At 71.3% G+C, this 24,186-nt stretch carries 23 protein-coding genes; 9 read left to right on the top strand and 14 right to left on the bottom strand.

All coding sequences use genetic code 11. The annotated features are described in order from the left end of the window. Positions 1 to 13 precede the first annotated feature (13 nt). The 4 genes from WMF39_RS25960 (at position 14) to WMF39_RS25945 (ending at position 2,786) form a co-directional block, all read left to right on the top strand. Positions 14 to 850 (top strand): alpha/beta fold hydrolase, encoded by an 837-nt coding sequence (locus WMF39_RS25960; protein ID WP_437739167.1) that lies wholly within the window; start codon positions 14 to 16, stop codon positions 848 to 850. After that, positions 847 to 984, top strand: coding sequence for a hypothetical protein (locus tag WMF39_RS25955; protein ID WP_437739166.1), 138 nt, complete (start codon positions 847 to 849; stop codon positions 982 to 984). Before WMF39_RS25960 ends, WMF39_RS25955 begins: the two co-directional genes overlap by 4 nt. A 282-nt stretch (positions 985 to 1,266) precedes the next feature. Beyond that, a complete protein-coding gene (locus tag WMF39_RS25950) occupies positions 1,267 to 1,494 on the top strand; it encodes an MYXO-CTERM sorting domain-containing protein (protein ID WP_437739165.1) in 228 nt (75 codons plus the stop codon). Between the two features lie 239 nt (positions 1,495 to 1,733). Further along, positions 1,734 to 2,786: a LacI family DNA-binding transcriptional regulator gene (locus WMF39_RS25945; protein ID WP_437739164.1), complete on the top strand. Its 1,053-nt coding sequence runs from the start codon at positions 1,734 to 1,736 to the stop codon at positions 2,784 to 2,786. Positions 2,787 to 2,843: 57 nt separating this feature from the next. On the opposite strand, the gene WMF39_RS25940 is transcribed toward WMF39_RS25945, so the two are convergent. Beyond that, positions 2,844 to 3,887 carry an IS630 family transposase gene (locus tag WMF39_RS25940; protein WP_437739163.1) on the bottom strand — a complete coding sequence of 348 codons (1,044 nt, stop codon included), beginning with the start codon at positions 3,885 to 3,887 and terminating at the stop codon, positions 2,844 to 2,846. 105 nt (positions 3,888 to 3,992) lie between these two features. Between WMF39_RS25940 and WMF39_RS25935 the strand changes: the two genes are divergently transcribed. Then, entirely contained in the window at positions 3,993 to 4,292 is a 300-nt protein-coding gene (locus tag WMF39_RS25935) for a hypothetical protein (RefSeq protein ID WP_437739162.1), read from the top strand. On the opposite strand, the gene WMF39_RS25930 is transcribed toward WMF39_RS25935, so the two are convergent. Both WMF39_RS25930 and WMF39_RS25925 read right to left on the bottom strand, forming a co-directional pair. Continuing rightward, on the bottom strand, positions 4,289 to 5,041 hold the full coding sequence (locus tag WMF39_RS25930) for a hypothetical protein (protein ID WP_437739161.1): 753 nt from the start codon (positions 5,039 to 5,041) through the stop codon (positions 4,289 to 4,291). The two genes, WMF39_RS25935 and WMF39_RS25930, sit on opposite strands and share 4 nt — an antisense overlap. 132 nt (positions 5,042 to 5,173) lie before the next feature. Next, a complete protein-coding gene (locus WMF39_RS25925; protein ID WP_437739160.1) occupies positions 5,174 to 5,839 on the bottom strand; it encodes a hypothetical protein in 666 nt (221 codons plus the stop codon). Between the two features lie 170 nt (positions 5,840 to 6,009). On the opposite strand from WMF39_RS25925, the gene WMF39_RS25920 reads away from it, so the two are divergent. Next, on the top strand, positions 6,010 to 7,461 hold the full coding sequence (locus tag WMF39_RS25920) for a thioredoxin family protein (RefSeq protein ID WP_437739159.1): 1,452 nt from the start codon (positions 6,010 to 6,012) through the stop codon (positions 7,459 to 7,461). Between the two features lie 22 nt (positions 7,462 to 7,483). Here WMF39_RS25920 and WMF39_RS25915 read toward each other — a convergent pair whose 3' ends face one another. Both WMF39_RS25915 and WMF39_RS25910 read right to left on the bottom strand, forming a co-directional pair. Beyond that, positions 7,484 to 8,347, bottom strand: coding sequence for a hypothetical protein (locus WMF39_RS25915; protein ID WP_437739158.1), 864 nt, complete (start codon positions 8,345 to 8,347; stop codon positions 7,484 to 7,486). Positions 8,348 to 8,525: 178 nt separating this feature from the next. Further along, positions 8,526 to 9,371: an aldo/keto reductase gene (locus tag WMF39_RS25910; protein ID WP_437739157.1), complete on the bottom strand. Its 846-nt coding sequence runs from the start codon at positions 9,369 to 9,371 to the stop codon at positions 8,526 to 8,528. Between the two features lie 355 nt (positions 9,372 to 9,726). Here WMF39_RS25910 and WMF39_RS25905 point away from each other — a divergent pair, with 355 nt between their 5' ends. Further along, entirely contained in the window at positions 9,727 to 10,608 is an 882-nt protein-coding gene (locus WMF39_RS25905) for an SCE4755 family polysaccharide monooxygenase-like protein (protein ID WP_437739156.1), read from the top strand. Positions 10,609 to 10,626: 18 nt separating this feature from the next. Here the strand turns inward: WMF39_RS25905 and WMF39_RS25900 are convergent, their stop codons facing one another. Further along, positions 10,627 to 11,532 (bottom strand): PP2C family protein-serine/threonine phosphatase, encoded by a 906-nt coding sequence (locus tag WMF39_RS25900; protein WP_437739155.1) that lies wholly within the window; start codon positions 11,530 to 11,532, stop codon positions 10,627 to 10,629. Between the two features lie 84 nt (positions 11,533 to 11,616). Here WMF39_RS25900 and WMF39_RS25895 point away from each other — a divergent pair, with 84 nt between their 5' ends. Continuing rightward, a complete protein-coding gene (locus WMF39_RS25895; protein ID WP_437739154.1) occupies positions 11,617 to 12,513 on the top strand; it encodes a phosphotransferase family protein in 897 nt (298 codons plus the stop codon). 175 nt (positions 12,514 to 12,688) lie between these two features. After that, positions 12,689 to 13,363 (top strand): DUF4351 domain-containing protein, encoded by a 675-nt coding sequence (locus WMF39_RS25890; RefSeq protein ID WP_437739153.1) that lies wholly within the window; start codon positions 12,689 to 12,691, stop codon positions 13,361 to 13,363. 144 nt (positions 13,364 to 13,507) lie between these two features. Here the strand turns inward: WMF39_RS25890 and WMF39_RS25885 are convergent, their stop codons facing one another. From WMF39_RS25885 to WMF39_RS25850, 8 genes are all read right to left on the bottom strand, one after another. Continuing rightward, positions 13,508 to 14,125, bottom strand: a complete 618-nt coding sequence (locus tag WMF39_RS25885) for a glutathione S-transferase family protein (RefSeq protein ID WP_437739152.1) — start codon at positions 14,123 to 14,125, stop codon at positions 13,508 to 13,510. 124 nt (positions 14,126 to 14,249) lie between these two features. After that, positions 14,250 to 15,014 (bottom strand): YkgJ family cysteine cluster protein, encoded by a 765-nt coding sequence (locus tag WMF39_RS25880; RefSeq protein WP_437739151.1) that lies wholly within the window; start codon positions 15,012 to 15,014, stop codon positions 14,250 to 14,252. 7 nt (positions 15,015 to 15,021) lie between these two features. Further along, on the bottom strand, positions 15,022 to 15,705 hold the full coding sequence (gene ung / locus WMF39_RS25875) for a uracil-DNA glycosylase (protein WP_437739150.1): 684 nt from the start codon (positions 15,703 to 15,705) through the stop codon (positions 15,022 to 15,024). 7 nt (positions 15,706 to 15,712) lie between these two features. Next, positions 15,713 to 16,345, bottom strand: a complete 633-nt coding sequence (gene nth / locus WMF39_RS25870; protein WP_437739149.1) for an endonuclease III — start codon at positions 16,343 to 16,345, stop codon at positions 15,713 to 15,715. 116 nt (positions 16,346 to 16,461) lie between these two features. Beyond that, positions 16,462 to 18,135 carry a hypothetical protein gene (locus WMF39_RS25865; RefSeq protein WP_437739148.1) on the bottom strand — a complete coding sequence of 558 codons (1,674 nt, stop codon included), beginning with the start codon at positions 18,133 to 18,135 and terminating at the stop codon, positions 16,462 to 16,464. Continuing rightward, entirely contained in the window at positions 18,132 to 22,352 is a 4,221-nt protein-coding gene (locus tag WMF39_RS25860) for a PAAR-like domain-containing protein (protein ID WP_437739147.1), read from the bottom strand. The genes WMF39_RS25865 and WMF39_RS25860 overlap by 4 nt, the downstream gene beginning before the upstream one ends. A gap of 173 nt (positions 22,353 to 22,525) precedes the next feature. After that, positions 22,526 to 23,677, bottom strand: a complete 1,152-nt coding sequence (locus tag WMF39_RS25855; protein ID WP_437739146.1) for a penicillin-binding transpeptidase domain-containing protein — start codon at positions 23,675 to 23,677, stop codon at positions 22,526 to 22,528. A gap of 137 nt (positions 23,678 to 23,814) precedes the next feature. Beyond that, positions 23,815 to 24,159: a VOC family protein gene (locus WMF39_RS25850; RefSeq protein ID WP_437739145.1), complete on the bottom strand. Its 345-nt coding sequence runs from the start codon at positions 24,157 to 24,159 to the stop codon at positions 23,815 to 23,817. Positions 24,160 to 24,186 lie beyond the last annotated feature (27 nt).

Raw genomic sequence — 24,186 nt, 5'->3', positions numbered from 1 at the left:
AGAGGACCTTTTCATGACCACCACGATGTACACGGTCACTGTGCCCGACCGCGGGCCTGCCGAGGTGACCGTCGCTGCCCACGGCGACGGGCAGCCGATCCTGCTCCTGCACGGCGGCGCCGGCCCTCAGTCGGTGGACCGCTTCGCCCAGGCCCTCGCCAGGCGCGAACACGCCCGGGTGATCGCGCCCGCCCACCCCGGCTTCCGCGGCACCCCGCGACCGGAATGGCTGGACAGCATTCCGGTCCTCGCCCGGCTCTACCGCGCCCTGCTCGATCAGCTCGACCTCACCGACGTCACCGTCGTCGGCAACTCCATCGGCGGCTGGATCACCGCAGAGCTTGCGCTGCTTGGCAGTCACCGCATCCGCAGCATCGTCCTCGTCGATGCTGTCGGCATCGACGTCGCCGACCAGCCCATCGCCGACGTGTTCAGCTTGCCCAAGGGCCAGCTCGCCGAGCGTAGCTACCACGACCCCGCGCGCTTCCGCATCGACGTGACCCGCCTCAGCGAGGCCCAGCGCGCCGCAATGGAGGCTTCGATCGCCAGCAACTTCGCCGCCCTGCGCATCTACGGCGGCAGCATGATGGACCCGACCCTGCGCCGCCGGCTGTCCGCCATCACCCTGCCCACCCTCATCGTGTGGGGCGACAGCGACCGTATCAGCACGCCCGACTACGGCCGCGCCTACGCCGCGGCCATCCCCGGCGCCCGCTTCGAGCTCCTCGCCGACACTGGCCACCTCCCACAGGTCGAGAACCCCGAAGCGTTGCTCACCCTGGTCTGGAACTTCGCCGTCACGAACGCCGCGAACAAGCCGGGTGGGGCCTGTGATGGAGAGAGCCCATGAGCAAGTATCAGTTCACCAGCTCCCGCAAGATCGATGGCGCCGACTACAAGGACGAGCGCGTCTGGGCGGGCCCGTGGTTGAAGGCCGAGCAGTTCGCGGGTCACGAGGTCGCGCAGCTGCGCGCCGTGCTGTAGGAGTAGGGGATCAAGGGTCGCCGCGATCGCTCTTTCGATGTGGAAGAGCAAGGAGAAGTACGACCCGGCGAAGCATCGCAAGCACGGCTAAAGACTCGTCTCACGTGTGGAGGTATCAATCCCCAAGAGAGGTGTGATCGCCGGCGCAGCAGCTGGAGACGAGCAAGGTTCGAGGGTGAGTATCCATTGCGCGGATGGCACGGGGGCGGTCGCCCCGATGTCCCAAGGATAGGCTATGCCCCCTCGGAGTGCCGAAAGAAGCCATGGTCAGAAGAGGCCCAGATGGAACGATGGTTCCCGCTTTCTGCGCGAGAACAACAGGGCGACGCTGGCGCCGCCCCTGCGGACAACGCCAGCGAGGACGAGGGCGGGCGCGCCTGCCGGGTCGAATCGGGGCCCAGCTCCCCGGCGGGCGCGGTCGCCGCCCTGGTCGCGCTGGGCGCGGTCGTGGCGCAGCGGCGCGCGCGAAAGGCAGGTGCGAGTTGGGTCGCCGAAGCGTGCGGGGGCTGATCGTGTCCGGCTCGAGGCGAGCGGCGCGACCACCGGCGGCTGACGACCCACTCAGGGCAAAGCCGGAGGACGAGGCCCGACCGGGGACGTTCACGCCGATCCGCCCCTCCGCCGCCGAGATCGGGCCCGGCCAATGGCAAGGCTCCGCCCGGGCGGCGCATCGAGAGCGGCGGGCGCCGGGGCGCGGTCGTGGTGGATGTCGATCCCATTCCCCCCGCGCGCGACTAAGCTTGGCCCCGATGGACGAAAACTCTCCTCCCGAGGGGCGCATCAAGAGAGGCGGGCGCCGGGCCGCGGTCATGGTCGACGTGGCCAAGCTCGCCGGCGTCTCGTACCAGACGGTCTCGCGGGTCCTGCACGACAGCCCCCACGTGCATCGGGACACGCGGGAGCGCGTGCTCGACGCGATCCGCCAGCTCGACTACCGCCCGAGCTCCGTGGCGCAGGCGCTCGTCACCGGGCGCTCGCGGACGCTCGGCGTGGTCAGCTTCGACACGACGCACTACGGCCCGGCGTCGACGCTCCACGGGCTCGAGACGGCGGCGCACGACGCCGGGTACGGCGTCAGCGTCGTCAGCCTGAAATCGCTCAGCCGCGCGCCGGTGGTGGATGCGGTGAAGGGGCTGTGCGATCAGGGCGCCGACGGCATCATGGTCATCGCCCCGCTGCGGTCGGCGGTGGACGCGCTCCGCCACGTCACCTCCGACGTGCCGGTGGTCGCCGTCGAGGGGGGGCCGGACGATTCGGTCCCGGTGGTCGCCGTCGACCAGCACGGCGGCGCGGCTGCCGCGACGCGCCATCTCCTCGACCTGGGTCACCGGACGGTGTGGCACATCGCCGGTTCGATCGACTCGCTCGAGGCCGAGCAGCGCATCGACGGCTGGCGTTCGACGCTGGAGGCCGCGGGCGTCGAGCCGCCGCCTCTCCTGCGCGGCGACTGGAGCGCACGCTCGGGCTACGAGCTCGCCCCGCAGCTGGCGCGCACGCCAGGCGTCACCGCCGTGTTCGTGGCCAACGACCAGATGGCGCTGGGCGTGCTCCGCTACCTCCACGAGATCGGACGCGCGGTGCCGCGGGACATCAGCATCGTCGGCTTCGACGACATCCCGGAGGCGGCCTACTTCACGACTCCGCTCACCACCGTCCGCCAGGACTTCTCCGAGCTGGGGCGCAGGTGCCTCCACTTGCTGCTCGGGCAGATCGAGAGCGGCCGCCGCTCCTGCTCGCGCGTCGTGGTCGAGGCCGAGCTGGTCTTGCGCAAGAGCACCGCCGCGGTCCCCCGGAACCGATGAGCGCTCCAGCCAGCCAGCTTCGTCTGCACGCATCCCCTGACGGATCAGAGACCCGTACTAGAGCGGTTTTCGTTCGAGTGCGGTACACCGAGCATTCGGCGGGGCACGGGCTCGACCAACGCGCGCAGGAGCCTGCGACCGGACTGGGCGCCGCCGAGTAGGACGACGAGGTCGTCGGACGTAGCCTTTCAGCGCGAACCAGCCCTGCGCGTCCTGTCGGAAGACCTTGTCGACCGCACGGACCATCGCGTCGTAAACCGCCGGCACGGTGCGCGGAGCGGCGGCGCGAAGTGCCTCCTTGACCTTGGAGCCGCAGTTCTCCACCGGCGACAAGTCCGGCGAGTAGGCGGGCAGAATCCAGTAGCGGACGCCTCGGATACGAAGCGCCTGGCGCACGCCACGTAGGCGATGCGCGCCAAGGCCGTCGACGATGACCACGTCTCCGCGCTTCAACTCGGGCATGAGCACCTGGCGCACGTAAACGTCGAAGTGCTCACCGTTCATCGCCCCCTTGAAGGCCCACGGTGCAACGACACCTCGCAAGCCAAGCCCCATCACCAGCGTGATGTTCGGGTCCGGATTGGCGGGGACTTTGCCGTACGCACGCCCATAACGGCGCGCCATGCCCAGATGAGCGCCGAATTCGTCAACGAAGATCAGCCGACGCGCCCCCGCTGCCCGCGCTCGGCGGCGAAACCTCCGACGCGAGACTTGGACATCGGGCCTGTCCTGTTCGCTTGCACATAGCGTCTTTTTTTTTCGTGTCAAACCGAGCCGTATCAGCGCGCGGCACATCGTAGGGCGGCTCACGCGCGCCCCCGTGCGGTGCTCCAGCAGCTCGATTAGCTCATCCAGGGTTCGGTCGTTCTTCTCGTCGATGAGCGCTCGTAGCTGCTGCGCTCCGGCCTCGTCGATCTTCGAGGCCCTTCCGCCACCGTGCGGACGAGGCGCTACGCTCCCAGTCGACCGCTCGATACTGAGATACTCCTGCACAGTGCTGAGAACGACGGCGAAACGCGCGGCGATTTCTCGCATGCTTCCCTCGCCGTTGCGGTAGGCGTCAACGATCCGCTGTCGCAGGTCGACACTGTACGGTCCCATGCGCGTAGCCCACGCAGCCTGCGTGCCATCACCCTACCGGACGTGCTCTGCTTGCACCGAACCCGAACGAAAACCGCTCTAGATGGGATGAGGCATCATAGGCATTTGCTTGAAGGGCTCCCCGCATTTTCGGAGTACGTCATCCGCATCAGCACGGTAGCGCGGGGGCGCCCTTGTGGCTCACTGGCGCTCGTCGTCTACCACTTGCTTGGGGATATGGCGAACGCTGCCGAGCTGGCCCTGAGCCACTACTTCCCGCTCACGTTGACCGAGCCATACCTTCAGAATTCCAGTCTCGGAAGCCCGTACCAGAAGAGGGCGACCTTCACGAATGAGGACTTCGGCAATCTCTACTGTTTCAGGCGGCCGCTCGTCATCGACCGCCTCCTCTGGCGGGATTTCTAGCGGCGCTGCCGCTGCTCGGCGATCGCCGCCGCGGCCTCCGCCTCCGCCTCCGCCTGGACGGCGACGTCGTCCGGTAACGGCAGCGCCTGAACCGCAGGGAACCGCACGCCGAACACGCCAGCGCCCGCGTCGACCGGCTCCACGCGTTCCCTCGTGGTCCGCGCGTCGAGCTCGACGATCCGGTTCACCGTGCGCTGCATGGCGATGGCGACGAACAGCCAGGCGATCGGGCCGGCCAGGAGCTGGATGTACGGGATGACGCTCGCCACGCACGCCGCGATGACCAAACCCCGCGGTACGCCGTCGGGCATGCCCCGCAGGCGGCACTGCAGGTTCACGCGATCACAGAGCCGGAGGCCGTTCCAGAAGATCCAGTAGTAGTTGAAGTACGGGGCCAAGTGCAGGCCGATGGCCTTCCCCACGGACGGATCGTCGCGCTCGGCCCGGGGCAGCTGGGCGTGCATCGCGTTGAAGCGGATGAACGACACGATTCCAAACGTCACGATGTGCAGCAGCGCCGTGGCCCACACCGGAAACGCCTCGAGCTGATGCCGCGCGAGCGCGACCCGCTCGCCGGCACCCAGCCAGGCCACGCCGCCGCGATACGTGTTGGAGGCAACAGGCTGCCCGCCGACGCGCTGCGCCAGCAGGGCGTGACGCATGGCCTCGTTCTGTCGGCGCAGGCGCTCGTTCTCGGCCTGAACGTCGTCGAGCTTGCCCGCGAGCGCGTCTCGATCGGAACGGAACACGGGGGAAGTATAGCGCCGCGACCAGGCCCAGCAGGCCGAAGCGGAGGGCCGAGCGAGGGATCTGGCCCCCATGGCCCGCACGAGGCACGAGATGGAGAGCCGTGGCGCTCTCGGGGCAGGGCAAATGGGGTATCAGTCGCCGTCTCGGCCGCTGCCTGCGAATCCGTCTTCCCGGCGCGCGAAGAGGACGTTGAACGTCGTGAGCGTCCCGTAACAGCCCGTGATGTACGCCTGGAGCTGGACCTTCTCCGCGTCGCTCAGCCCCTCGTGCCCGTTGATCTTCTGCTCCAGCACGCGCAGCTTGTCGCGGAGCATCACGATCTTGTGGAAGAACACGTCGAGCGGGATGCGCTTCTCGGCCGTGCCCTCCTTCCCGGGCCGGAGCACGATCTCCCCGCCTTCCCAGCGGCCGCCCATCTCCGCGCGGCCGACGCCGAGCTCCTCGGACAGCACCTCGCGCAGCACACGGCGGAACTCGTCGATATCCATGTCGATGTCGATCTCCCTTGGCAGCGGCGAACGGAAGGGCTGCGGCGCCGCGCTCGGCCGGCGCTCCGGCAACGGGGCGCGCTCGGGCGCCCGCGGCCTGACGCCGGCGCCGCGCGGCTGGCCCGCCGCCCGGGGTGGCGGTGGCGGCGGAGGCGCGCCCTTGGCACGGTAACGGGCGCACGTCGCTGTCGCCTTGATCGGCGGCGGGTACACCTCGAGGGCGCACTCGCCGACGCGGCCGCGCGCTGGATCGTCGTGCGCCCGGGTGAATGCCGCGCAGCTGCCGCACCGACCCGCGTAATCGTTCACTGCGGCGGGACTGTACCAGCTTTGCGGCTGTCGGGGAGCGCCTTGTCGACGCACGGAGGCGCCTGCCAGCGACGCCGCGATCCGGTCCCGGTGCCGCGCTCGGTCCCGGTGCCGCGCTCGCCTGTCGCCGCGAGGGCGAGCTCGCCGCGGTTCGGCTACCCTGTCTGGCCGTGCGTGCCCCGGCCCTGCTCCCCGCCCTCGTCTCCGCCGCCGCCCTCGCTGCCTGCGCCGTCGAGCCGCCGCCACGCGCGCCGGCGCCTCCGGCCGCCGCGCCGTCGCCGCCAGCCGCGGCGCCCTCGCCCGCTGCCGGGCCGGAGCCGGCGGCCACGCAGCCGCCGCTCGAGTTCATCCACGACGACGTGCCGCGAGCGCGCGAGAAGGCCCGGACCGAGGGCAAGGCGCTGTTCGTCGATGCGTGGGCGCCGTGGTGCCACACCTGCCTGAGCATGAAGCACTACGTGCTGACCGATCCGTCGCTGCGCCCGTTCGCCGATCGGGTGGTGTTCGCGGACGTCGACACGGATCGACCGGAGAGCGCGCCGTTCCTGGAGCGGCACGAGGTGACGGTGTGGCCGACGTTCTTCGTCCTCGAGCCGGCGGGCGGCGAGGTGATCGGGCTCTGGCGGGGCGCCGCCTCGGTCGAGGAGCTGCGCGAGCTGATCCGCGAGGCGCTGCTCGCGATGGATTCGCAGGCTGCGTCGGCGCTGCCCGCGGACGATCCGCACCGCCTGCTGGTCGAGGCGAAGCGGGCCCACAGCGCGGGTGACCACGCCGCGGCGGTGTCCGCCTACCGGCGCGCCCTGGCCCGGGGCGGAGAGGCCTGGCCGCGGCGCAGCGAGGCGCTGCTCGGCCTCCTTTCGGCGCTCTACCGCAAGAAGGACGCCGCGGCGTGCGCGGAGCTCGGCAGCGCGCACGTCGGCGAGGTGAAGGGCGCGGCGCTGCCCGCCGATTTCGCGAGCGTCCTGCTCTCCTGCGCGGCGGCGCTCCCCGGCGGCAAGGCCCAGCGGGCCGCGCGCGAGGCGGCGGTCGCCCGGCTGCGGTCGATCGTCGCGAGCCCGCCCGCGGACGCGAGCGCGGACGACAGGGCCGACGCGTGGGGCCTGCTCGCCGAGGGGCTCGAGGCGCTCGGCGACGCGGGCGGGGCCCGCGCTGCGAGCGAGTCGAAGCTCGCCGTGCTGGAGCGGGCCGCGAAGGAGGCGAAGACGCCCGAGGCGGCGGCCGCATACGACTACGGGCGCGCCATGGCGTATATCGCGCTCGGCCGCGGCGAGGAGGCGGTCGCGATGCTCTCGCAGCGCGAGGCGCAGATGCCCGCCTCGTACGAGCCGCCCGCGCGGCTCGCGCAGGTGCTCCACGCGATGGGCCGCGAGGCGGAGGCGCTCGCCGCGGTGGAGCGGGCCATCGGCCGCGCCTATGGCCCGCGCCGGCTGCGCTACCTGAAGCTCCGCGCCGAGATCCAGCAGCGGCTCGGGCGGGGCGCCGAGCAGATCGCCACGCTGCGCGAGGAGGTGGCCGGCTACGAGGCGCTCCCCAAGGGCCACGCCAGCCAGGCGGCCCTGGACGACGCGCGGCGGCGGCTCGCCGAGGCGGAGAAGGCCCAGCGCGGCGAGAAGAAGCGCTGACAGCGGCGGCGTCTGGCGGCCGCTACTGGCACCCGGCGTCCACGATCAGGTCCGTCGCGCGGAGGTGGTCGGTCGCGGGGTCCTCCGGGAAGGTCACGGTGATGTCCACGTCGACGGTGCACGGGGCGGCTGTCCCCGTCAGGAGCTCCATCGTCAGGCTCCCGGTGGCGCCCGTCGCGCTCACGGCCGCGCCAGCGGAGCCCAGGCCCTCCGGCGTGCAGTCGGCCGCCCCCTTGCTCATCAGGATGCGCGACACACTCCACATCTCCGGGACCGTGACGATGTCGAAGCCCGCAGGCGACTGCCTGCTCGGCGCCTCGGCGTAGAGCATCACGCAGAGGTCCGCCTCTGGCCGGGCCTTGTAGATGGTGAGATGATCGTACCCGCCGGGCCAGTACGTGGCGGTGTAGCGGCCGACCTCGGTCTCGACGCAGGAGGCATTGTCCGAGATATCCACCCCCGCCTGCTGCGCAACACACGCATTGCAGTAGAACTGGCCGTCGCACCCGCAGACGCCCGGGCAATCCTTCGTGCAGCCCCCGGGCCGGGGGGAGCACCGGCCTAGGGTGTCGAACGTTCCGCACGAGTCGTCGGGGAAGTCGCAGAAGTCCTCCTCGCCGCAGATCCCCCCGCTGCGCCCTCCGCAGGCGAGCGGTGTCGCGCCGCTCGAGGTCGAGCTGGCGGAGCCCCCAGCGCCGCCGGTGCTGCCGCTATCGCCGGTGTCGCCAGCGCCGGCAGAGCCGCCGCTACCGGACGGCATATCGACCGTGCCGCCGCAGAGGTTGCGAAAGTCGTCGCTGCCGCTGCTCGACGGGATCTCGACCGTGCCGCTGCAGGCGGCGAGAAAAAGCCCGAAGAGAAGCGAGGATAAGCGTGCGTGGCTCATGTGCGCAGTATGCCACGTTCGGCCGCCCGCCAAGAGAGCCCCTGCCGTTCAGCGGAACGAAGCGGGGCTCGCGAAGCTCCTGACGGAAAGGCATGCCAAGGCGCCAGATGACGCCAAGGGGAAAATCCAATCTTGGTGGCTTCTGGCGTCCTCACGGTTCCTCCGCTCGCCGCCCGCTTCACAGCGTCGGCAGCACGCCGCGATCCCGGCCGAGCGGGAAGGCCGTCTCGAGACGGGCGATGTCCTCGCTGCTGAGGCGCAGATCGCCCGCGGCCGCGTTGTCGAGCGCGTGCGCGGCGTTCGCGGCCTTGGGGATCACGAAGATCGGCTGGCGGCGGAGCAGGAAGCGCAGCGCGACCTGCCACGGCGTCGCGCGGTGGGCGGCGGCGACGGACGCGAGCACCCTGCCCCCCGTGCTGTCCGGCGCCGGGAACCGGCCCGAGCCGAACGGGCTGTAGGCGACGACCGCGATGCCGTGCCGCTCGCAGAGCGGCAGCACCCGGTGCTCGATCGACCGCTCGAGCAGGTGATAGAGCACCTGGTTGCAGGCGATCTCGCGCGCTCCGGCGATGGCGATCGCCTTCGAGAGCTCCGCCTGGTCGAAGTTGCTGACGCCGAAATACCGGATCTTGCCCTGGTCCCTCAGGTCCTTGAAGGCGCGGAACGTCTCCTCGAGCGGGTGCGACCCGGGCCAGTGGAGGAGGTAGAGGTCGAGCCTGTCGGTGCGGAGCTGCTCCAGGCTTCGCTCGCACGCCGCGATCGTGCCGGCGTAGCTCGCGTTGCTGGGCAGCACCTTGGAGGCGAGGAACACCTCGTCGCGGCGGCCGGCGATCGCCTTGCCGACGAGCGCCTCGACAGCGCCCGAGCCGTACATCTCTGCCGTGTCGATGTGCGTCATGCCCGCGTCGATCCCCCGCCGGATGGCGTCGATGCAGGCCGCCTCATCGTCCATCTCCATCTGCCAGGTGCCCTGTCCGACGACCGGGATCGTGACGCCAGTAGAACCGAGTGCGCGCTGCTCCATGATGATGAACCTCCGCTTTTGTCACCGGGGGCGGCACGCGCCGCCCCCGCCCGCCGGCAGAGCCGGCGGGGCCCCACCCCCACGCGGTCCGTGCTGGCCTCCCTTCACGGAGAGCCGCATGGACACAGCGTTTCTACCTGATCGGCGTTGCAGAGGCGCCCCTCCGCCCCGGGTGGGATCGCTGAATTCACCACGAAAAGCAAGCCCGAGCGCTTTCACCGGGCTGAGCCCGGCGGTTCGCGACGTAGGTCGCTGGCGCCCTGTCCATGAAAAATTCCTTGCTTGAGGACGTCGCAGACAGACGATGAGCCGCTGTGTAGATTGCGCTGCCCGCGGGCTCCGAGGAGGTGGATCGATGCGTTGCATGCTGATGGGATCGTTCGTACTGGCCGCCGTGATGTCGTTCGCTGGCGTGAGCCGCGCGCACATCGACCTCACGTCCCCCGCGCCGAGGCACGCGGACGACCAGCAGAAGGTGTCGCCTTGCGGTGCTCGCGGCGATGCGCGGGGCGAGACCGTCACCGTGTTCGAGCCGGGCGAGACCATCACGGTGACGTGGAACGAGACGATCGATCACCCCGGGCATTTCCGGATCATGTTCGACGACGACGGCTTCGATGATTTCCCGGAGCCGGCGAACGAGAACGATCTCTGCGAGCCGGGGGTGGACAAGGGCTGCCTGCTCGACGGCATCGCCGACAAGCGCGGAGGGTCGTATTCCGCGGAGGTCACGCTCCCGGACGTGGAGTGTGACAACTGCACGCTTCAGCTCATCCAGGTCATGACGGACAGGAGGCCGGCCACGCTGTACTACCGCTGTGCGGATCTGGTGCTCAAGTCCTCCGACCCTGGCGCCGCGACGAGCGCCGCGAGCTCCGGCGCCGGCACGGGCGGCGGCGCGACGGGCGCGGGCGGGGACGCGGCGGCGAGCGCGAGCAGCAGCGCCACGGTGGGCGCAGGCGGAGACGCAACGACGGGCGCGGGCACGGGCGGGGGCGCGACGACGGGGGCGGGCGCGGGCACGGGCGGGGGCGCGACGACGGGCGCTGGCGTTGACGAGGGATCTGGCGCGGCGGAGGACGACGGCGGGTGCAGCTTCGGCGGCGCGGCGGGCGGGGCTCCGATCTCGGCGGGGCTCGGCGCGCTCGCCGCCCTCGCGCTCGCGGCGCGCGGGCGGAGGCGAGGCCGGCTGGCGCCGCGGCAGGACGCTGCCGGTCGCGGGTCGCGGCGCTCGTGATCGCGAGCCGGCGCGCCGTCAGGAGCGGCGCGTCGGCCCTTCGGCGAACCTGGCGATCTCGATGATCTCCGCGGCGCGGTCGCTGGCCGGCGGGGCGAGCCAGGGGCCGTCGAACCGCGTGACCAGCGCGGTCACGTTGTCGCGGCCTCCGGCGGCGAGCGCGGCGTCGATCAGGGCGCTGGCGGCCGCCGCGGGGTCGGGGTGGGCGTCGAGCGCGGCGGCGATGTGCCGATCGTCGACGAGGTCGCTCAGCCCGTCGGTGCAGAGCAGCAGGGTGTCCTCGCGGCGGAGCTCGACGGCGGAGAGCGCGATCCTGAGGTGTTCGCGGAGCCCGAGCGCCTGGAGCATCACGCCCCTGTGCTCGAACGTGGCGGCCTCTTCGGGCCGCAGCTTGCCGCTGTCGAGCAGCGACTGGAGGAGGGTCTGGTCGCGGGTGAGCTGGGTGAGGACGCCGCTCCGGAGGAGGTAGGCGCGGCTGTCGCCGACCTGCGCGAGCAGGAGGCGCTCATCGCAGAGCGCGGCCACGGTCGCCGTGGTGCCGCTGTTCCGGTGCTGTGAGCTCCGGCGGGCGTTGTCGCGGACGGCGCGCCCGGCCTCGCCGATCGCCTCGAGGAGGCTCCGCTCGAGGGCGTCGCTCGATCGGGGCGCGGAGCGGGTGAGGATGGCGTGGACGATGCGCGCGGCGAGCCGGCTCGCCGCGTCGGGGGACGACGCACCGCCGGAGCCGTCGTAGACGCCGAGCGACAGGGCGAGCGGCGGCTCGACGGACGCCTGGGCGGCCGCGGGCCCATGGGCGAGCCCGCGCGCGAGATCGCTGATCAGGAAGGTATCCTCGTTGTGCTCGCGGCTGAGGCCCACGTCGGTCCGGGCCGCCACGGCGACCGCCGCGGCGTGTTCGACGGCGGACGTGCGGTACACGGGCATGCGCGCATCGTACCGCGGGGGCGCTGTCCGAGGGAGGGCGCTCGACGCGCGGCGCGCCTCGTGCCTGAAATGAAGAGAGACCGCATGAGGCTGCTCCCCAACCCCGAGCGCGCGTGGGAGCGCGCCGCGCACGTCCAGACCCTCGCGCGCGCCGAGATCGAGCGGCGGGTCCGGTCGTTCACCGGCGAAGCGGAGGTGCTCTCCGGCGGGCACGCCAACGTGAACGTGCGCCTCGGCGCCGAGCGCGTGCTGCGGGTGTACCGCCGAGACGCCAGCGCGGCGCCGAAGGAGGCCAGCCTGCTCGCGCGGGGCTGGAGGTCGTTCCGCGTCCCGGCGGTCCTGTCGGCGGGTGAGGATTTCCTCGTCCTCGAGCACGTCCTCCACGGACCGCTCCAGGACACCGCGACGTGTGGCGCTGCGGTCGGGCGCGCGCTCGCGGAGATTCACGGCGTCGGCTACGACAGCGCGGGTTTCCTGGGGCCGGAGCTCGCCGTGTCCGTGCCGTTCGCCGACTGCATCGGCGCGCTGCGGGGTCATGTGGACGCGGTCCTCGACAGGCTGGCTCCTGCTCTGCGCGGCGAGCTGAGCGAGCGCGTGCGCGCGTTCCTCGACGCGAACGCGGAGGCGCTGCGCGCGCTGGCGTCGGCGCCCGTGCTCCTCCACGGGGATTTCAAGGCATCGAACCTGCACTGGCTGTCGTCGGGCGAGCTCCTCGTGCTCGACTGGGAGTTCGCGTACGCGGGACCGAGCCTGATGGACGTCGGCCAGCTCCTGCGCTGGAGTCCGGGGCGCGAGTTCGTCGCGGCGTTCGCGGGCGCTTACCGCCAGAGCGCGCCGCTTCCCGAGGGGTTCGAGCGCTGGGCCGCGGCGTTCGACCTGTTCAACCTGGTGGGGCTCCTCGACGGGGCGGAGCCGGGCTCGCGCCGGGCGGCCGATGTCTGTGGCCGCATCCTTCAGACCGCAGGGGGAAGCGAGGGATGAGGCGGCCTGAAGACGCCGAACCCGACATGGCTCCGCAGTCGTCATTGGCGGGCACCGCAGCTTGGAGAGTCGTTTTCGTGATGAGCACAGAGCTCCACGCGTAAGCATGCTTGTCGCGGATCTTCCGCTCTATCTTGTGGGCAGTTCTCCGTGATGCGGTTAGGGTGCGACGCCGATGCACAACGGCGCTGACCAGTTCGCGAAGAACATTCTGCGCGAGGCGCTGAGCCGAGCCTCGTCTCCGGAGACGGAGGTGGAGGTGCTCGCGGCGACGCAGAAGATCGATGTCTACAGCGTGCCCGATCCGGCGCGGGACGCCGAGCGCGCCGGGATGGGCTTGCTGGGCGAGCTCTCCGCGGAGCCGAGCCTGTTCGAGCCGTTTCACCGCACGCCCGGCCTGCGGCAGGTCCGCTCGTGTCTGCGCAAGCAGCTCACCTGGTATCACGAGCTCGAACGCCGGGCCCGCGCGCAAGCGTCTCCAGTCGGCGCCTCGTCGAACGATGCGGAACCCGACGCATCGACCCCGGAGGACTCTTGGGAGAGGAGCGTCGCCACGCCTCTCCTGGTACATTTTCGGCTCGGGCTCGATGAGCAGGCGACGAGCGAGGAGGACGACGTGAGCGCAGAGATCCGAGCGTGGTTCGAGGATTACCAGCAAAAACTGCGCGACGAGGGGCTGAAGGAAGGGGGGCGCAACCTCCTGCTGCGGCAGCTCCGGGCCCGCTTCGGCGAGCTGCCCGCGGCCGTCGTCGCTCGCATCGATGCAGCCGACGTGGCCGAGCTCGAGCGGTGGGGCGAGCGGGTGCTCGGCGCGCGGACGCTCGACGAGGTGCTCGGCGCGCCGAGCTGAAGGGCCGAGGAGCGCCCGCCGCGCCCGGCGGTCCGGCAGCGCGGCCGCGCAGGGGCGCCAGCGATGCACCGGCGTCCCCGGCGTCGCCGACCACCCCGTTGCGTTCTGAGCAGAAGACGCCCGCTCAGGGCATGCCGGCAGGCGTCAGGACGACACCTTCACCCAGGCGGGACGCGCGCTGATGCGCTTCCACCACGCCGCGACGTTCGGCCTATCGGTGATGAGGTCCTCGACCTTCGACACCACGAGACACTGGAGGTACGGCATCCACGAGATGTCGGCCAGCGAGTAGCTCGAGCCCGCGAGGTACTCCTGGCCGGCCAGCGCCTTCTCGACCACGTCGAGCGCCTTCGAGACCTCGGCCTTGGACGCATCGACGATCGCCTCGTCGCCTGGCTTGCCCTGCATCGGCAGGAAGACCCGCTGGAAGACGATCTTGACCGCCGGGGTGGCGAAGTACGATTGCTCCACGCTGAGCCACTGATCCATGAGCGCCCTGGCCCTGAGCTCGGTCGGCGTCAGCGGAGCACCCGGAAGCTTGTGATCGAGGTAACGCATGATCGCCCTCGACTCGTAGAGCGTGAAGTCCTCGTCCTCGAGCACCGGGATCACGCCGAAGGGGTGGCGCGCGAGGTGCTCGGGCTGCTTGTGCGCGCCCTTCATCAGGTCGACGAGCACGAACTGCGCCTCCTGGCCCTTCTCGGCGAGCACCGTCAGGACCTTGCGCGTACACGTGCTCATGGGATGTCCGTAGATCTTCATCGTGTCTCCTGTCCTGTGTTCCGTCGCGAGGCGCCGACCGGCGGCGGCCTCCGCGGCGCGCTAGCCTAAACGGATTTCTCCGACCGCGAGCGCCCAGATGACGCGGGCCGATCGCGGCGCGCGATCAGCCCTCGCGCCGCCGATCCTCCTGCCACTCGGCGTCGCGGGCCGCGGCGAAGACGGGGAGGCGCGCGAGCCACCGCTCGCCGGCGTTCGGGCGCTCGAGCGCGATGCGCAGGGCCGCGATCAGCTCGAGCGGCGCGGCGTCGAGGCCCTGCTCCTTCGCAGCCCATCCCAGGCCGGCGAGGACGGCGTTGGCGACCTCGTATCCCGGGAGGTGCATCGGCGCCGTGGGCACGGACGCGGGCGCGGCGAAGTGGCGCTCGCACGCGGCGGCGTCGAGGGAGCTCCAGCCGGCGCACACGATCGGGCGGACAGCGTGGATCGAGCAGGCGCCGCGCTCGTCGAGCAGCGGGCAGGGGACGCCGGCCTCGGCGCGTTCCAGGCGGGAGAGCCCGCGCGTCGCCGCGTCGGCGGCGCGGACGCGCTCCTCCAGCGCGGCGAGCTCCTCCTGGCTCCGCGTGGCGCGCAGGTGGGCCGCGATGCGGAGCACCTCCGGCGCCAGCACGAGCACCTTGCTGACGCAGCAGGTCGCGCAGCCGGCCCTGCAGGCGATGGGCCGATCGGGCGGCTCGGCGGCGATCGATGCCCCCTGCAGCGCCTCGGCCCGCGCGAGCGCCGAGGCCGCGGCCGACACCGCGCCGGCCTCGGTGCGCGTGGCGAGCGACAGCGCGAGCGCGGCGCGCTCCCCGTCGGCGATCCCCTCGAGGACGGCGGGGGTGTACCGCGTCGCGGGCGCGAGCGGCAGGGAGCGCTTCCGCCGCGTCATCGCGGTGCTACGCGGTCTCCGGGAGCCGCCAGTCGATCTCGTCGGCGCCGCGGGCGCGGAGGGCGCTGTTGATGGTCGAGAACGGCTTGCTGCCGAAGAAGCCGTTCCTCGCCGACAGCGGCGAGGGATGAGCCGTCTTGATGACCGTGTGGCGCTTCGCGTCGATGAGCTTCGCCTTCTTCTGCGCGTGGCCGCCCCAGAGCACGAACACCACCCCGTCGGGCCTGTCGTTGACCTTCTTGATGACCGCGTCGGTGAACGACTCCCAGCCCTGGTTCTTGTGGGAGTTCGGCGTGTGCGCCCGGACGGTGAGCACGGTGTTCAGCAGCAGCACCCCCTGGGTCGCCCACGTGGTGAGGCAGCCGTGGCTCGGGATCGTGAAGCCCGGCAGATCCGAGACCGCCTCCTTGTACATGTTGGCCAGCGACGGCGGCGGCGTGATGCCCGGGCGCACGGAGAAGCACAGCCCGTGGGCCTGCCCGTCGTCGTGGTACGGGTCCTGGCCGAGGAGCAGCACGCGGACGCTCTCGTACGGCGTGAGCTTGAACGCGGCGAAGACGTCCTCCTCCGCCGGAAACACCTGGTGCGCCTTCCGCTCGTCCTCGACGAAGCGCGCCAGCTTCTTGAAGTACGGCTGCTCGAGCTCTCCGGCGAGCACGCGCTCCCACGAGGCAGGTAGATCGATCTTCATCTCTCGCTCAGACCCCTTCCTTCGGACAGAACTCGCTCATCCGGCACTCCCCGCACTTCGGCTTCCTGGCGACGCAGGTGTAGCGGCCGTGCAGCACCAGCGCAGGGCCGAAGAACGTCCATTGATCCTTCGGCACGATCTTCATTAGATCCTCCTCGATCTGCTCGGGCTTCTCGCGCTTCGAGAGGCCGATCCTCCCGCTGAGGCGGGCGACGTGGGTGTCGACGATGATCCCCGAGGGGATGTCGAACGCCGTGTTGAGCACGACGTTCGCCGTCTTCCTGGCCACGCCCGGCAGCGTTGTGAGCTCGGCCATGGTCGCGGGCACCTCGCCGCCGAAGCGCGCGACGAGCTCCCTGCACGTGGCCTGCACCGTCTTCGTCTTCTGGCGGTAGAAGCCGGTCGGCTTGAGCTCTTCCTCGAGCTCCGCCGTGGGCGCGTCGGCGTACGCCTGCGCCGTCGGGTACTTCGGGAAGAGCGTGGCGGTCACCCGGTTGACGCGCTCGTCCGTGCACTGCGCGGCCAGGATGGTCGCGACGAGCAGGTCGAGCGGCGTCTTCCAGTCGAGCTCGTAACGCGCGTCGGGGTACTCCTTGCGTAGTTGCTCGAGGAGGAGGGGGATGCGGTCTCGGGCGTTCATGGGGGTCGTCGCAGCGTAACCCAGCCCCGGGCCGCCCGTCAGCGGCGCCGGGCGACGAGGCCGTGCGCGGCGAGCGCGGGGCGTCGGCGCTCGCCTTCCCGAGCGGCCAGCACCGCTCACTCCTTCTTGCCGAGCGCCACGTCGACGAGCACGTCGCCGAGCGGCGCTTCCAAGAGCAGGTGCACGCTCTCTCCTGCCGGCCTCCAGTGTACGATGGCGCGAGGCTCCACCTGGAAGCGCGCTGACGTCGTGATCGCCCCGCCGTCGATCCGGAGGACGGCGTGCTCTCCCGGCGCGTGCTCGACGAGCACGTAGAGCCCGTCATCGCCGGCTGCGAGGTGGATGGGTCGACCTTCGAGCTTGGCGGACCCGGAGCGCGCACCCTCCCAGGCGACGAGGTTGAGCCCCGGCGCGAACCACGCGAGCGCGCGTGTCGCTACCGCGCGCGGTAGTGGCGCCCCGGTCGCGCCGAGCTTCGCGTACGCTTCCTCCTCCTCTTCGTCAATCTCGAGGAAGATAGGCATTGGCTCCTGCGCTTCCGCCCGCTCTGCGCAGCGCCGCCGCGCGCGCTCCCAGCGCGCGCGCGCGACGCCGTAGGAAAGCGGCGAGCGCACGATGCGGGACCAGAGGCTGGGCTCGGCTGCGACGGGCGGTCCCCCTGGAGTCGATACCTCGCAGACGCGGCCGTTCAGCAGGAAGCGTGCCCGCCCGTTGCGCGCGAAGAGGGGGGTGTGCACGCCGGGTAGCTCGAACAGGATTTGCCCCTCGGGCGCGCCGGCGCTGAACCGGGTGATGGAGAGCCCGTCCAGCGCATCGACGTGATCGCCGTCTCGGCAAATCCGAGAGAGGCGACCGTGCTGCGCCGCCGCGAGGAGCCGGGTGCCCTCGGGAGCGGCCAGCGGAGCGGGAGCGAGCGCTGCCTCGAGAGCGCGGCTGCTCCCCTCGACCCCCGAAGTCCGCGCGGCCTCCCGCAGGGCCACCAGGGTTCCCGCGAGCCGCTCGCGTCGCCGCTTCTGATCCGCGCGGGTCGCGATTGTCTCTGCGACGAAGCGAGCCGCTCCGCGCCGCGCTGCGGCCGAGCTCAGCCCGGCGCGGATGGCGTCGTCCACCACGGCATCCCCGAGCACGCGGAGCAGCGCGAGCGGCACGGGATCGCTGTGCGGGGCGGCCGTCCAGGCGCCCGCGTCATGACCGAGCCATTCCAGCAGTATCGTGGCCTGATCCAGAGGCGCCGGACGCGCTTGCCCCAGCACCGACAACGCCTCGACGGCTCCCCCGAGGCGGCCCCCTGCCGGGGCTGCGAGCGCCCCGCGGAGCGGCGCGAGGTCTGGCGGAGCGCCCTCCGGCCAGCGGGGCCCTTCCGCAGCGCTCTCGGGCCCGGCGCCCGTCCCACCCGGCGGCGCGGGACACCCCCGCTCGGCCAACCAGCGCGCGAGTTTCTCCGGGCGCGCGAGCGGGGCGGCCGCGTTCCAGCCGGGATAGCCGACCGCGAGCCCGTGATGCAGCGTCAGCGTTGCGACGCGCTCGCCCCGGCCGATCAGCTCGAGCACCGGCGCCTCATCCCATGCGCTCTCGGCCGGTGGCGCCCCGTCGCCGATCTGGAGCAGCGGCCGGAGCTCGGCGAGCGCGCTGCGATCCACCCACGAGAGCGTCGGCGCGACGCTGCGCCCTGGCGCCGGCGGTCGCGCCAGCACGCGCCCGAAGCTGGCCCGCGAGAGCAGCGCGTCGATATCTGCCTGCCGGGGCAGCTCGCCAAAGGGGGATGGTACGCTCGCGAGACGAGGGTTCATGGCTTGAACGGGACGCCGCTGACCGATCCGGATGGCGTCACTCCGACGTAGTAGCCTTGATGCACGAAGGGGCCCTGGGGCGTGGGGCACATCTCGCCAGGACGATAGGGATACTGGGGGGGCTTCCCCCAGAATTTCCAGGAAGGTTTCTTGCCTTGGTAGTTGTGGACCTGGTTCGGATCGACCGACGGGTCGCGCATGGCGCCGTTCGCGTTGGCGCCCGTGGACGAAGCGATCCCGTGGGCGATGCTCTTCTGGCCCGCCGCGGGCGTCGCCGCGTTGCAGGCGGAGACGTCCACCACCGCGCCCGGGCCGCCCTGGAACCCAGCGTTCTTCAGCATATCACCGATCTGCTCGCCGCTTGCGCTGCCATTGCCCCACTGTGCGCTCCCGGGCGCGCCGTGCGTCGTCACGACGACATGGTTTTCATTGGGATCGATCTTGTTGTTCTTGCCCCGGAGCTTCTGCCACAAGCTCGGAGGCTTTCCCAGCTGATCCGAGGAGATCACCTTCGCGCCCGGGTACTGCTTCCTGAGGAGCTTCGCGTGGCTCTTGATCGTGGGGTCGTGCGGAGCGCCCACCACGATGGTCGTGAGCCCGAGAGGATCGATGTACAGCGTCACATTGGGCACGAAGCCCACGTCGTTCAGCGTGACGTCGATCCCCAGCGGATCTGGCGTGAGGAAGACGTGCAGCGCGGGGGCGTAGTGCCGGTGATGGTTGTAGTGCAGCCCGGTGAACGCGTCCTCGCGTTGCCCGGCGAACCGCAGACCGCCCGGCTGGCCGCTCCGGCGAGCGACCGTGCCCCACGCCGAGAGATCGATCTCGTCGCAGTCGTGGCTCGGATCCACGTAGAGCCACGGCGTGCCCGCCGCGTCGGTGGCGATCATCCGGAATGCGCGTCCGTCCTCCGCCTCGAGCAGCGGCACATACCCGTCGTCGCGGAAGACGCGGCGTACCACGCCTCCTTTCGTGCTGCGTTCCTCGACGGGGCTGTCGACGTCCCACCCGAACCAGGTGCTCTCGCCGTCGTCATACGTCTCCGCGAGGCGCCGCCCGAACGGGTCGTAGAGGTACCGCACGCTCCGGCCGTCGCCGCGCCGCGCCTCGATCAGGCGATCGTTCTCGTCATAGGTATACGCCCAGCTCCGCAGCGGATCGGGGGTATTCTGCGCGGCGAGACGTCCGAGCGCATCCCACGCGACGCGCACGTCACCGGCGTTCGTCGGACGCCCGCCGCGACCGATCGCCCACGGCTGTGCGCGGGGCACCGGCGTACCGTGAGGCGCGTAGTGGAAATGCTCCGCAGCTCCGAGCCCCTCCGCCGCGAGCGGTCGTCCGAGCGGATCGAGCTCGTACCGCCGCTGCCCGGCGTGGGTGTCGACGACTCGCCGCAGCGGCCCATCCACGGCCCACTCGTACCGTCGCTCGCGCAGCATTGCTTCGTCCTCGCCCAACACGGAGACGCGCGTCGGGAGCCCGTACGCATCGCTCTCCGTCGCGATGGCGCCTGGGCCGGTGGCGCGCCGGCGGAGCGTCTCCACCCCGCGATCGTCGTACTCGAAGCGCAGCTCTTCCGGGGTCGTCGCGACGGCACGCAGCGCGAGGGGTACGCCGTCTCCCGGGCGCCGGATGAATGAGACGCTCCAGCCGGTCGAGTACGCTTTCCCGAGGACGCCCCCGTTGTTGTCGTACTCCGTGCCGATCTCGAACCGCCACCCGCCGGCCTCCTGGATCTCGCGTAGGATGCGCCCGTCCTCGTCGCGCTCGAACTGCACGCGAACGCCCTGGCTCTCGGCCGCTGTCAGCGCGCCGCCCGCGCCGTAGGTGAACCGCTCGACGAGCCCGGTCGAGTGCTCCCGTGCCACGATTCGCCCCTCCGCGTCGCGCAGCAGGTGGATCCACGCGCCGTCTGCACGGGTGACGGACACGAGCTGGCGCGAGCCGTCGTAAGCGTACTCCGTCGTCACGCCCGCGAACGAGGTCTCGCGGACGATGTTCCCCGCGGCGTCATAGGTGCGCTGGTAACGCTCGCCGGCCGGGTTTTCGATCCACACGAGGCGGCGCAGGGCATCATAACCGAACGCGTAGCGGGTTCCATCCGCGCGCACGCACTCGACCAGAGCGCCCGCGACGTGACGGTAGCGCGTCACCTCGCCAGACGGATCGCGCATCGCCTCGATCAGGCGGGTCGGGCCAATCCGGAACTCTGTCGTTTTGTCACCCGGCTCGGCGATGAACACGAGATCGCCTCGCGAGTCGTAGCCGAGCTCGTATTCCGCTCCGCGCGGCGTCCTGATCCACACGGGGCGACCGAAGAGGTCGAACGTGTACCGCGCCCGGCTGCCATCCTCGAAGGTATGCTCGTTTATGTTGCCGTGAGCATCGTACGAGCGCGTCTCCACCGTGCCGTCGGGATAGGCGATGTCGCGCAGCAACCCGTGGGCATCGTAGGCGAAGCGGGTGATGCGCCCGCGGGCGTCCTGGTGCTCCACCGTCCGCGTGCCGCACGTCGTCTCGATCTCCCGCTTGCCAGCGGCGTCGACGCTGACGACCTTGCTCTGCTCGTCGTCTCGTTTCCAGGCCCACCGCGCGCCGTCTGGCCTTATGAGGCCGAGCATGCGGCCGTGCAGGTCGAAGCTGCGTCGCTCGACGCGACCTCCGCCGTCGCTCATGGAGATCAGGCGGCCCGCCTCGTCATAGCGGTAGGTCCAGCAATAGCCGCGCGGATCCACGTACTCCTCCACGAGCCCGAGAGCGTTGCCCCGGTAGCGGTGCGCCCCGCCGGCCGCGTCGATCATCCGCGTCTCGGAGGGGCCAGGCCCGTAGTCGAAACGAGCGTGAAAGAGACCTCTCGCCTGCACAGGCGAGCCCGCGGAGCGCGCGCCGAGGGAGCCCAGTATGTCGCCTCCCTGCAACTCGCCCCAGGTCTCGACACAGCGACGCTGCCCGGCGTGGTCGGCGTAGAGGAAGCGATAGACCGTCCCGTCCGGCAAGCTCTCGCTGACGAGGTAATGCTGTTCGTCGTAAGCATAGCTCGTTTCGACGCCGCCCGCGTCGATGACCCGCACGAGATCGCCCCGCGCGTCGATCTCGTACGTGACGAGGCGTCGCTCGTGCGTCTTGCCGTCCTCGCCAGCGACCGACTGGATCCAGCTCCGGTAGGAGCCGTCGCGCCGCAAGGTCGCGCGCCGTCCGGCGGAGTCGAGCAGCGCGACCAGCTCTCCGGCTTCCCAGACGCACTCGATGGCATTTCCGGTCTCGTCCCGCAGCGCCGCGAGCCGGTAGACGGGGGAGCCTGCCGCGCGGCGCAGCACGCGGAAATAGCCGTCGTTCAGCGCAACCACGATGTCGTCTCCGACGAAGCGAACCTGGACGCCGAACGGGAGCGCGACGACCTCGTCCTCGCCTCGGAGCGCGAGGGGAACCTCGCGGAAGTCGGGATCGACGAGGACGACGCGATCTCCGGCGCGCGTGGCCTGCCACGAGAAGCCGTGCGACCAGCCCCAGCCGAGGCCGACCTTGTGTCGCACCGCAGAGCTGCGGTATCTCCGGGTCATCTGCGTCGAGAGGCAGCCCGGCATCGAGAAATCGATCGTGGGATGGGTGAACATCGTGCCGGTCACGACATCGACCGGGTGCCCACCGCTGGCCTGCCCCTCGGCGCCCGGCGGCGCGGGCGGTCTCGGAGGCCCCGCGCCCTGACTGCTCCCTCCGCCGGCCCCGCCGCCGTTGCTCCCGCCCTGCGGACGACCCCCGCCCGGGCCCCCGGCGCCCCCGCCGCCGCTCCCTCCGCCGCCGCCGCCCCCGCCTGCGCCGCTCGCGCTGGCGCCGGCTCCGACGGTGATGCTCTTGTTCATCTGCCCCATGCTGCCGGTGATGCCGGCCATTCCGAGCTCGATCAACACGTTGGGCGCGCCGAGCCAAGGGAAGCAGGGGCCGCCGGTGTTGAGGCTGACGACCTCCTTGAGCGTGCCCGGCTCATTGCCGTGGCAGGCCTTCATGCAGCCGCCGACGGTGAGGATCTTCGCGCCCTCGATCTTCGTGCGCATGCACGGGTCGATGATCCCCTCCGCGACGGTGCCCATCGTGGGGTAGGGGATGGGCAACGGGCTGGGCGCGGCCGGGGTCAAACACACGCTCACCGCCATACCGGTCATCTGGTGACCGGATTTCTCGGTGATGGTGTCCATGCCGAGCGCGGTAACCTTCGCCATGGGGCGTGAGCGTCACATTCTCGGGGAGGGGAGCGCAAGGGGTGATGCAGGTCGAGCAAAGGGCTGCGCCTGACGCGCGGGCGCCGTCACGGAAGCTGGTGCGCGTGTCATCGGTGAAGGCGATGCGCCACGGGCGCGTCGTGCGCGCGTCGTGTGCGCGGCGTCGACGGCCGTCAGCGCCGCCGGGCCACGGGCCCCGGGCGCCTCCGGCCGAAGTAGATCTCGAGCAGCTCGCGCCCCACGAGGTTCGCCTTGGTGCGCCACGCGATGTCGTTGGCCAGCATCACGGAGACCGCGATCTCGGGGCGATCCGACGGCGCGAACGAGGCGAACCACGAGAACATCCGCGACGGGCTGCCGCCGACCAGCGTGCCGGTCTTGGCGGCGACGGGCATGGTGCCGAGGGCGCGGGTGCCGTCGGGCTTGCGGAACGCCTTGGCGCAGGTGCCCCGCCGCGTCGTGACCTCGAGCATCGACCGGAGGGTGCGCGCGACGTCGGCCCGGAGGCCGCGGCCGTCGGTGCTCCGCGGCGCGAGCGCGCCCGCGTCTCGGCGGTCCTGCGCGTCGTGCGCGCCCGGCGGCGCGAGCAGCGAGAGGCGGACGCGCTCGCCGTCGTTGGCGATCGTCTGCATCGCGAACAGGGCGCCGAGCGGGCTGAGCCGCCCGCTCCAGAAGCCCGCGGCGGCGCGGGCGAGGCCGAGCCCGTCGGCGGGGACGTGGGCGGTGCTCGGCGCGACGGGGATGTCGATGGGCACCTCGCCGTCGAAGCCGAGGTCGCGGGCCTTGTTGCGCAGGTCGTCGGCCGTGAGGTGCTGGCCTGCGAGGCGGGCGAAGACGCCATTGATGCTGCGGCCGAGCGCCTCGCCGAAGACGGTGCAGGTGGCGCCGCGGCCCTGCAGATCAGCCGCGGTGATCGCGCTCATGCCGCCCGTGTAGCAGACGGGCGTCGCGATATTCACCTTGCGGCCCTCGAGCAGCGCCGCCGCGGTGACGATCTTGAAGAGGCTCGCGCTCGGGGCGAGCGGGGTGGCGACGTAGTCCCGGTCTCCGCGGCTCGCCCACACGAGGATTCGGCCGGTGCGGACGTCGGAGGCGACGATGGCGCCCTCGGGGGCGCCGGAGCGGGCGAGGAGGCGCTCGGCGGCGCGCTGGAGCTCGGGATCGAGCGTGAGGCGCACCTGCTTGCCCGACGCGCCGACCGTGGCGTGGACCGCGCCGGCCTCGACGTGGAGCTTTCGGACGCCCGGCGGCGCCGGAGATGCCGTCGCCGGCGCGATCCCGACGGCGATCGCGGCGGCGAGCGCGAGGAAGAGACGCGATCGCACCCCGCGGAGATGCCAGGGGGCGCGCGGGAGGGCCAAGTTCCGCGCGGCGTTCGCGACGGGTACCTCGTCGCCCAAGGAGGAGGGGGGAGCGGTTCATGAGGAGCAGCGCCCGCTCCCCGGCTTTGCCCTGGAGCGGCTCAGCGTTCTTGTTCCAGGGCGATCCGATGGCCATCGGGATCGATGACCGTCACGGGCGAGCTGCCCTCGGAGCCGATGGCGCCGATCACCGGGCCCAGCGCTCGGACCGACTCCAGGATCCGATCGAGGTCGGAGACGACGAGCCCCAGGCGGAGACCGGACGTCGGCCCGTCCGAGAGCGGATAGAGCTCGAGGATCATCCCACCCACGTTGCACGAGTAGTGCTTCGGTCCGTTGCCGTGCTGTTCTGGAGACAAGCGCAGGCCAAGGCCTTCGTAGAACCGCCGCGAGCGCTCGAGGTCTGCGCATCGGAGGACCACGTAGGCAACACGTTGCACGCTCATTGGAGGGGAGCCGCGCGCGCTGACCGA

The sequence above is a fragment of the Sorangium sp. So ce1504 genome (assembly GCF_051521635.1).
Taxonomy (GTDB): Bacteria; Myxococcota_A; Polyangia; order Polyangiales; family Polyangiaceae; genus Sorangium; species Sorangium cellulosum_B.
This window is presented reverse-complemented; position numbering and strand designations above follow the sequence as displayed.

Excerpts from the sequence above, each read along its gene's own strand:
- WMF39_RS25940 (WP_437739163.1), bottom strand. The coding sequence starts at position 3,887 with ATGGGACCGTACAGTGTCGACCTGCGACAGCGGATCGTTGACGCCTAC.
- WMF39_RS25865 (WP_437739148.1), bottom strand. The coding sequence starts at position 18,135 with ATGAACCCTCGTCTCGCGAGCGTACCATCCCCCTTTGGCGAGCTGCCC.
- WMF39_RS25955 (WP_437739166.1), top strand. The coding sequence starts at position 847 with ATGAGCAAGTATCAGTTCACCAGCTCCCGCAAGATCGATGGCGCCGAC.
- WMF39_RS25880 (WP_437739151.1), bottom strand. The coding sequence starts at position 15,014 with ATGACGCGGCGGAAGCGCTCCCTGCCGCTCGCGCCCGCGACGCGGTAC.
- nth (WP_437739149.1), bottom strand. The coding sequence starts at position 16,345 with ATGAACGCCCGAGACCGCATCCCCCTCCTCCTCGAGCAACTACGCAAG.
- WMF39_RS25910 (WP_437739157.1), bottom strand. The coding sequence starts at position 9,371 with ATGGAGCAGCGCGCACTCGGTTCTACTGGCGTCACGATCCCGGTCGTC.
- WMF39_RS25860 (WP_437739147.1), bottom strand. The coding sequence starts at position 22,352 with ATGGCGAAGGTTACCGCGCTCGGCATGGACACCATCACCGAGAAATCC.
- WMF39_RS25950 (WP_437739165.1), top strand. The coding sequence starts at position 1,267 with ATGGAACGATGGTTCCCGCTTTCTGCGCGAGAACAACAGGGCGACGCT.
- WMF39_RS25915 (WP_437739158.1), bottom strand. The coding sequence starts at position 8,347 with ATGAGCCACGCACGCTTATCCTCGCTTCTCTTCGGGCTTTTTCTCGCC.
- ung (WP_437739150.1), bottom strand. The coding sequence starts at position 15,705 with ATGAAGATCGATCTACCTGCCTCGTGGGAGCGCGTGCTCGCCGGAGAG.
- WMF39_RS25960 (WP_437739167.1), top strand. The coding sequence starts at position 14 with ATGACCACCACGATGTACACGGTCACTGTGCCCGACCGCGGGCCTGCC.
- WMF39_RS25905 (WP_437739156.1), top strand. The coding sequence starts at position 9,727 with ATGCGTTGCATGCTGATGGGATCGTTCGTACTGGCCGCCGTGATGTCG.
- WMF39_RS25945 (WP_437739164.1), top strand. The coding sequence starts at position 1,734 with ATGGACGAAAACTCTCCTCCCGAGGGGCGCATCAAGAGAGGCGGGCGC.
- WMF39_RS25895 (WP_437739154.1), top strand. The coding sequence starts at position 11,617 with ATGAGGCTGCTCCCCAACCCCGAGCGCGCGTGGGAGCGCGCCGCGCAC.
- WMF39_RS25850 (WP_437739145.1), bottom strand. The coding sequence starts at position 24,159 with ATGAGCGTGCAACGTGTTGCCTACGTGGTCCTCCGATGCGCAGACCTC.
- WMF39_RS25900 (WP_437739155.1), bottom strand. The coding sequence starts at position 11,532 with ATGCCCGTGTACCGCACGTCCGCCGTCGAACACGCCGCGGCGGTCGCC.
- WMF39_RS25885 (WP_437739152.1), bottom strand. The coding sequence starts at position 14,125 with ATGAAGATCTACGGACATCCCATGAGCACGTGTACGCGCAAGGTCCTG.
- WMF39_RS25890 (WP_437739153.1), top strand. The coding sequence starts at position 12,689 with ATGCACAACGGCGCTGACCAGTTCGCGAAGAACATTCTGCGCGAGGCG.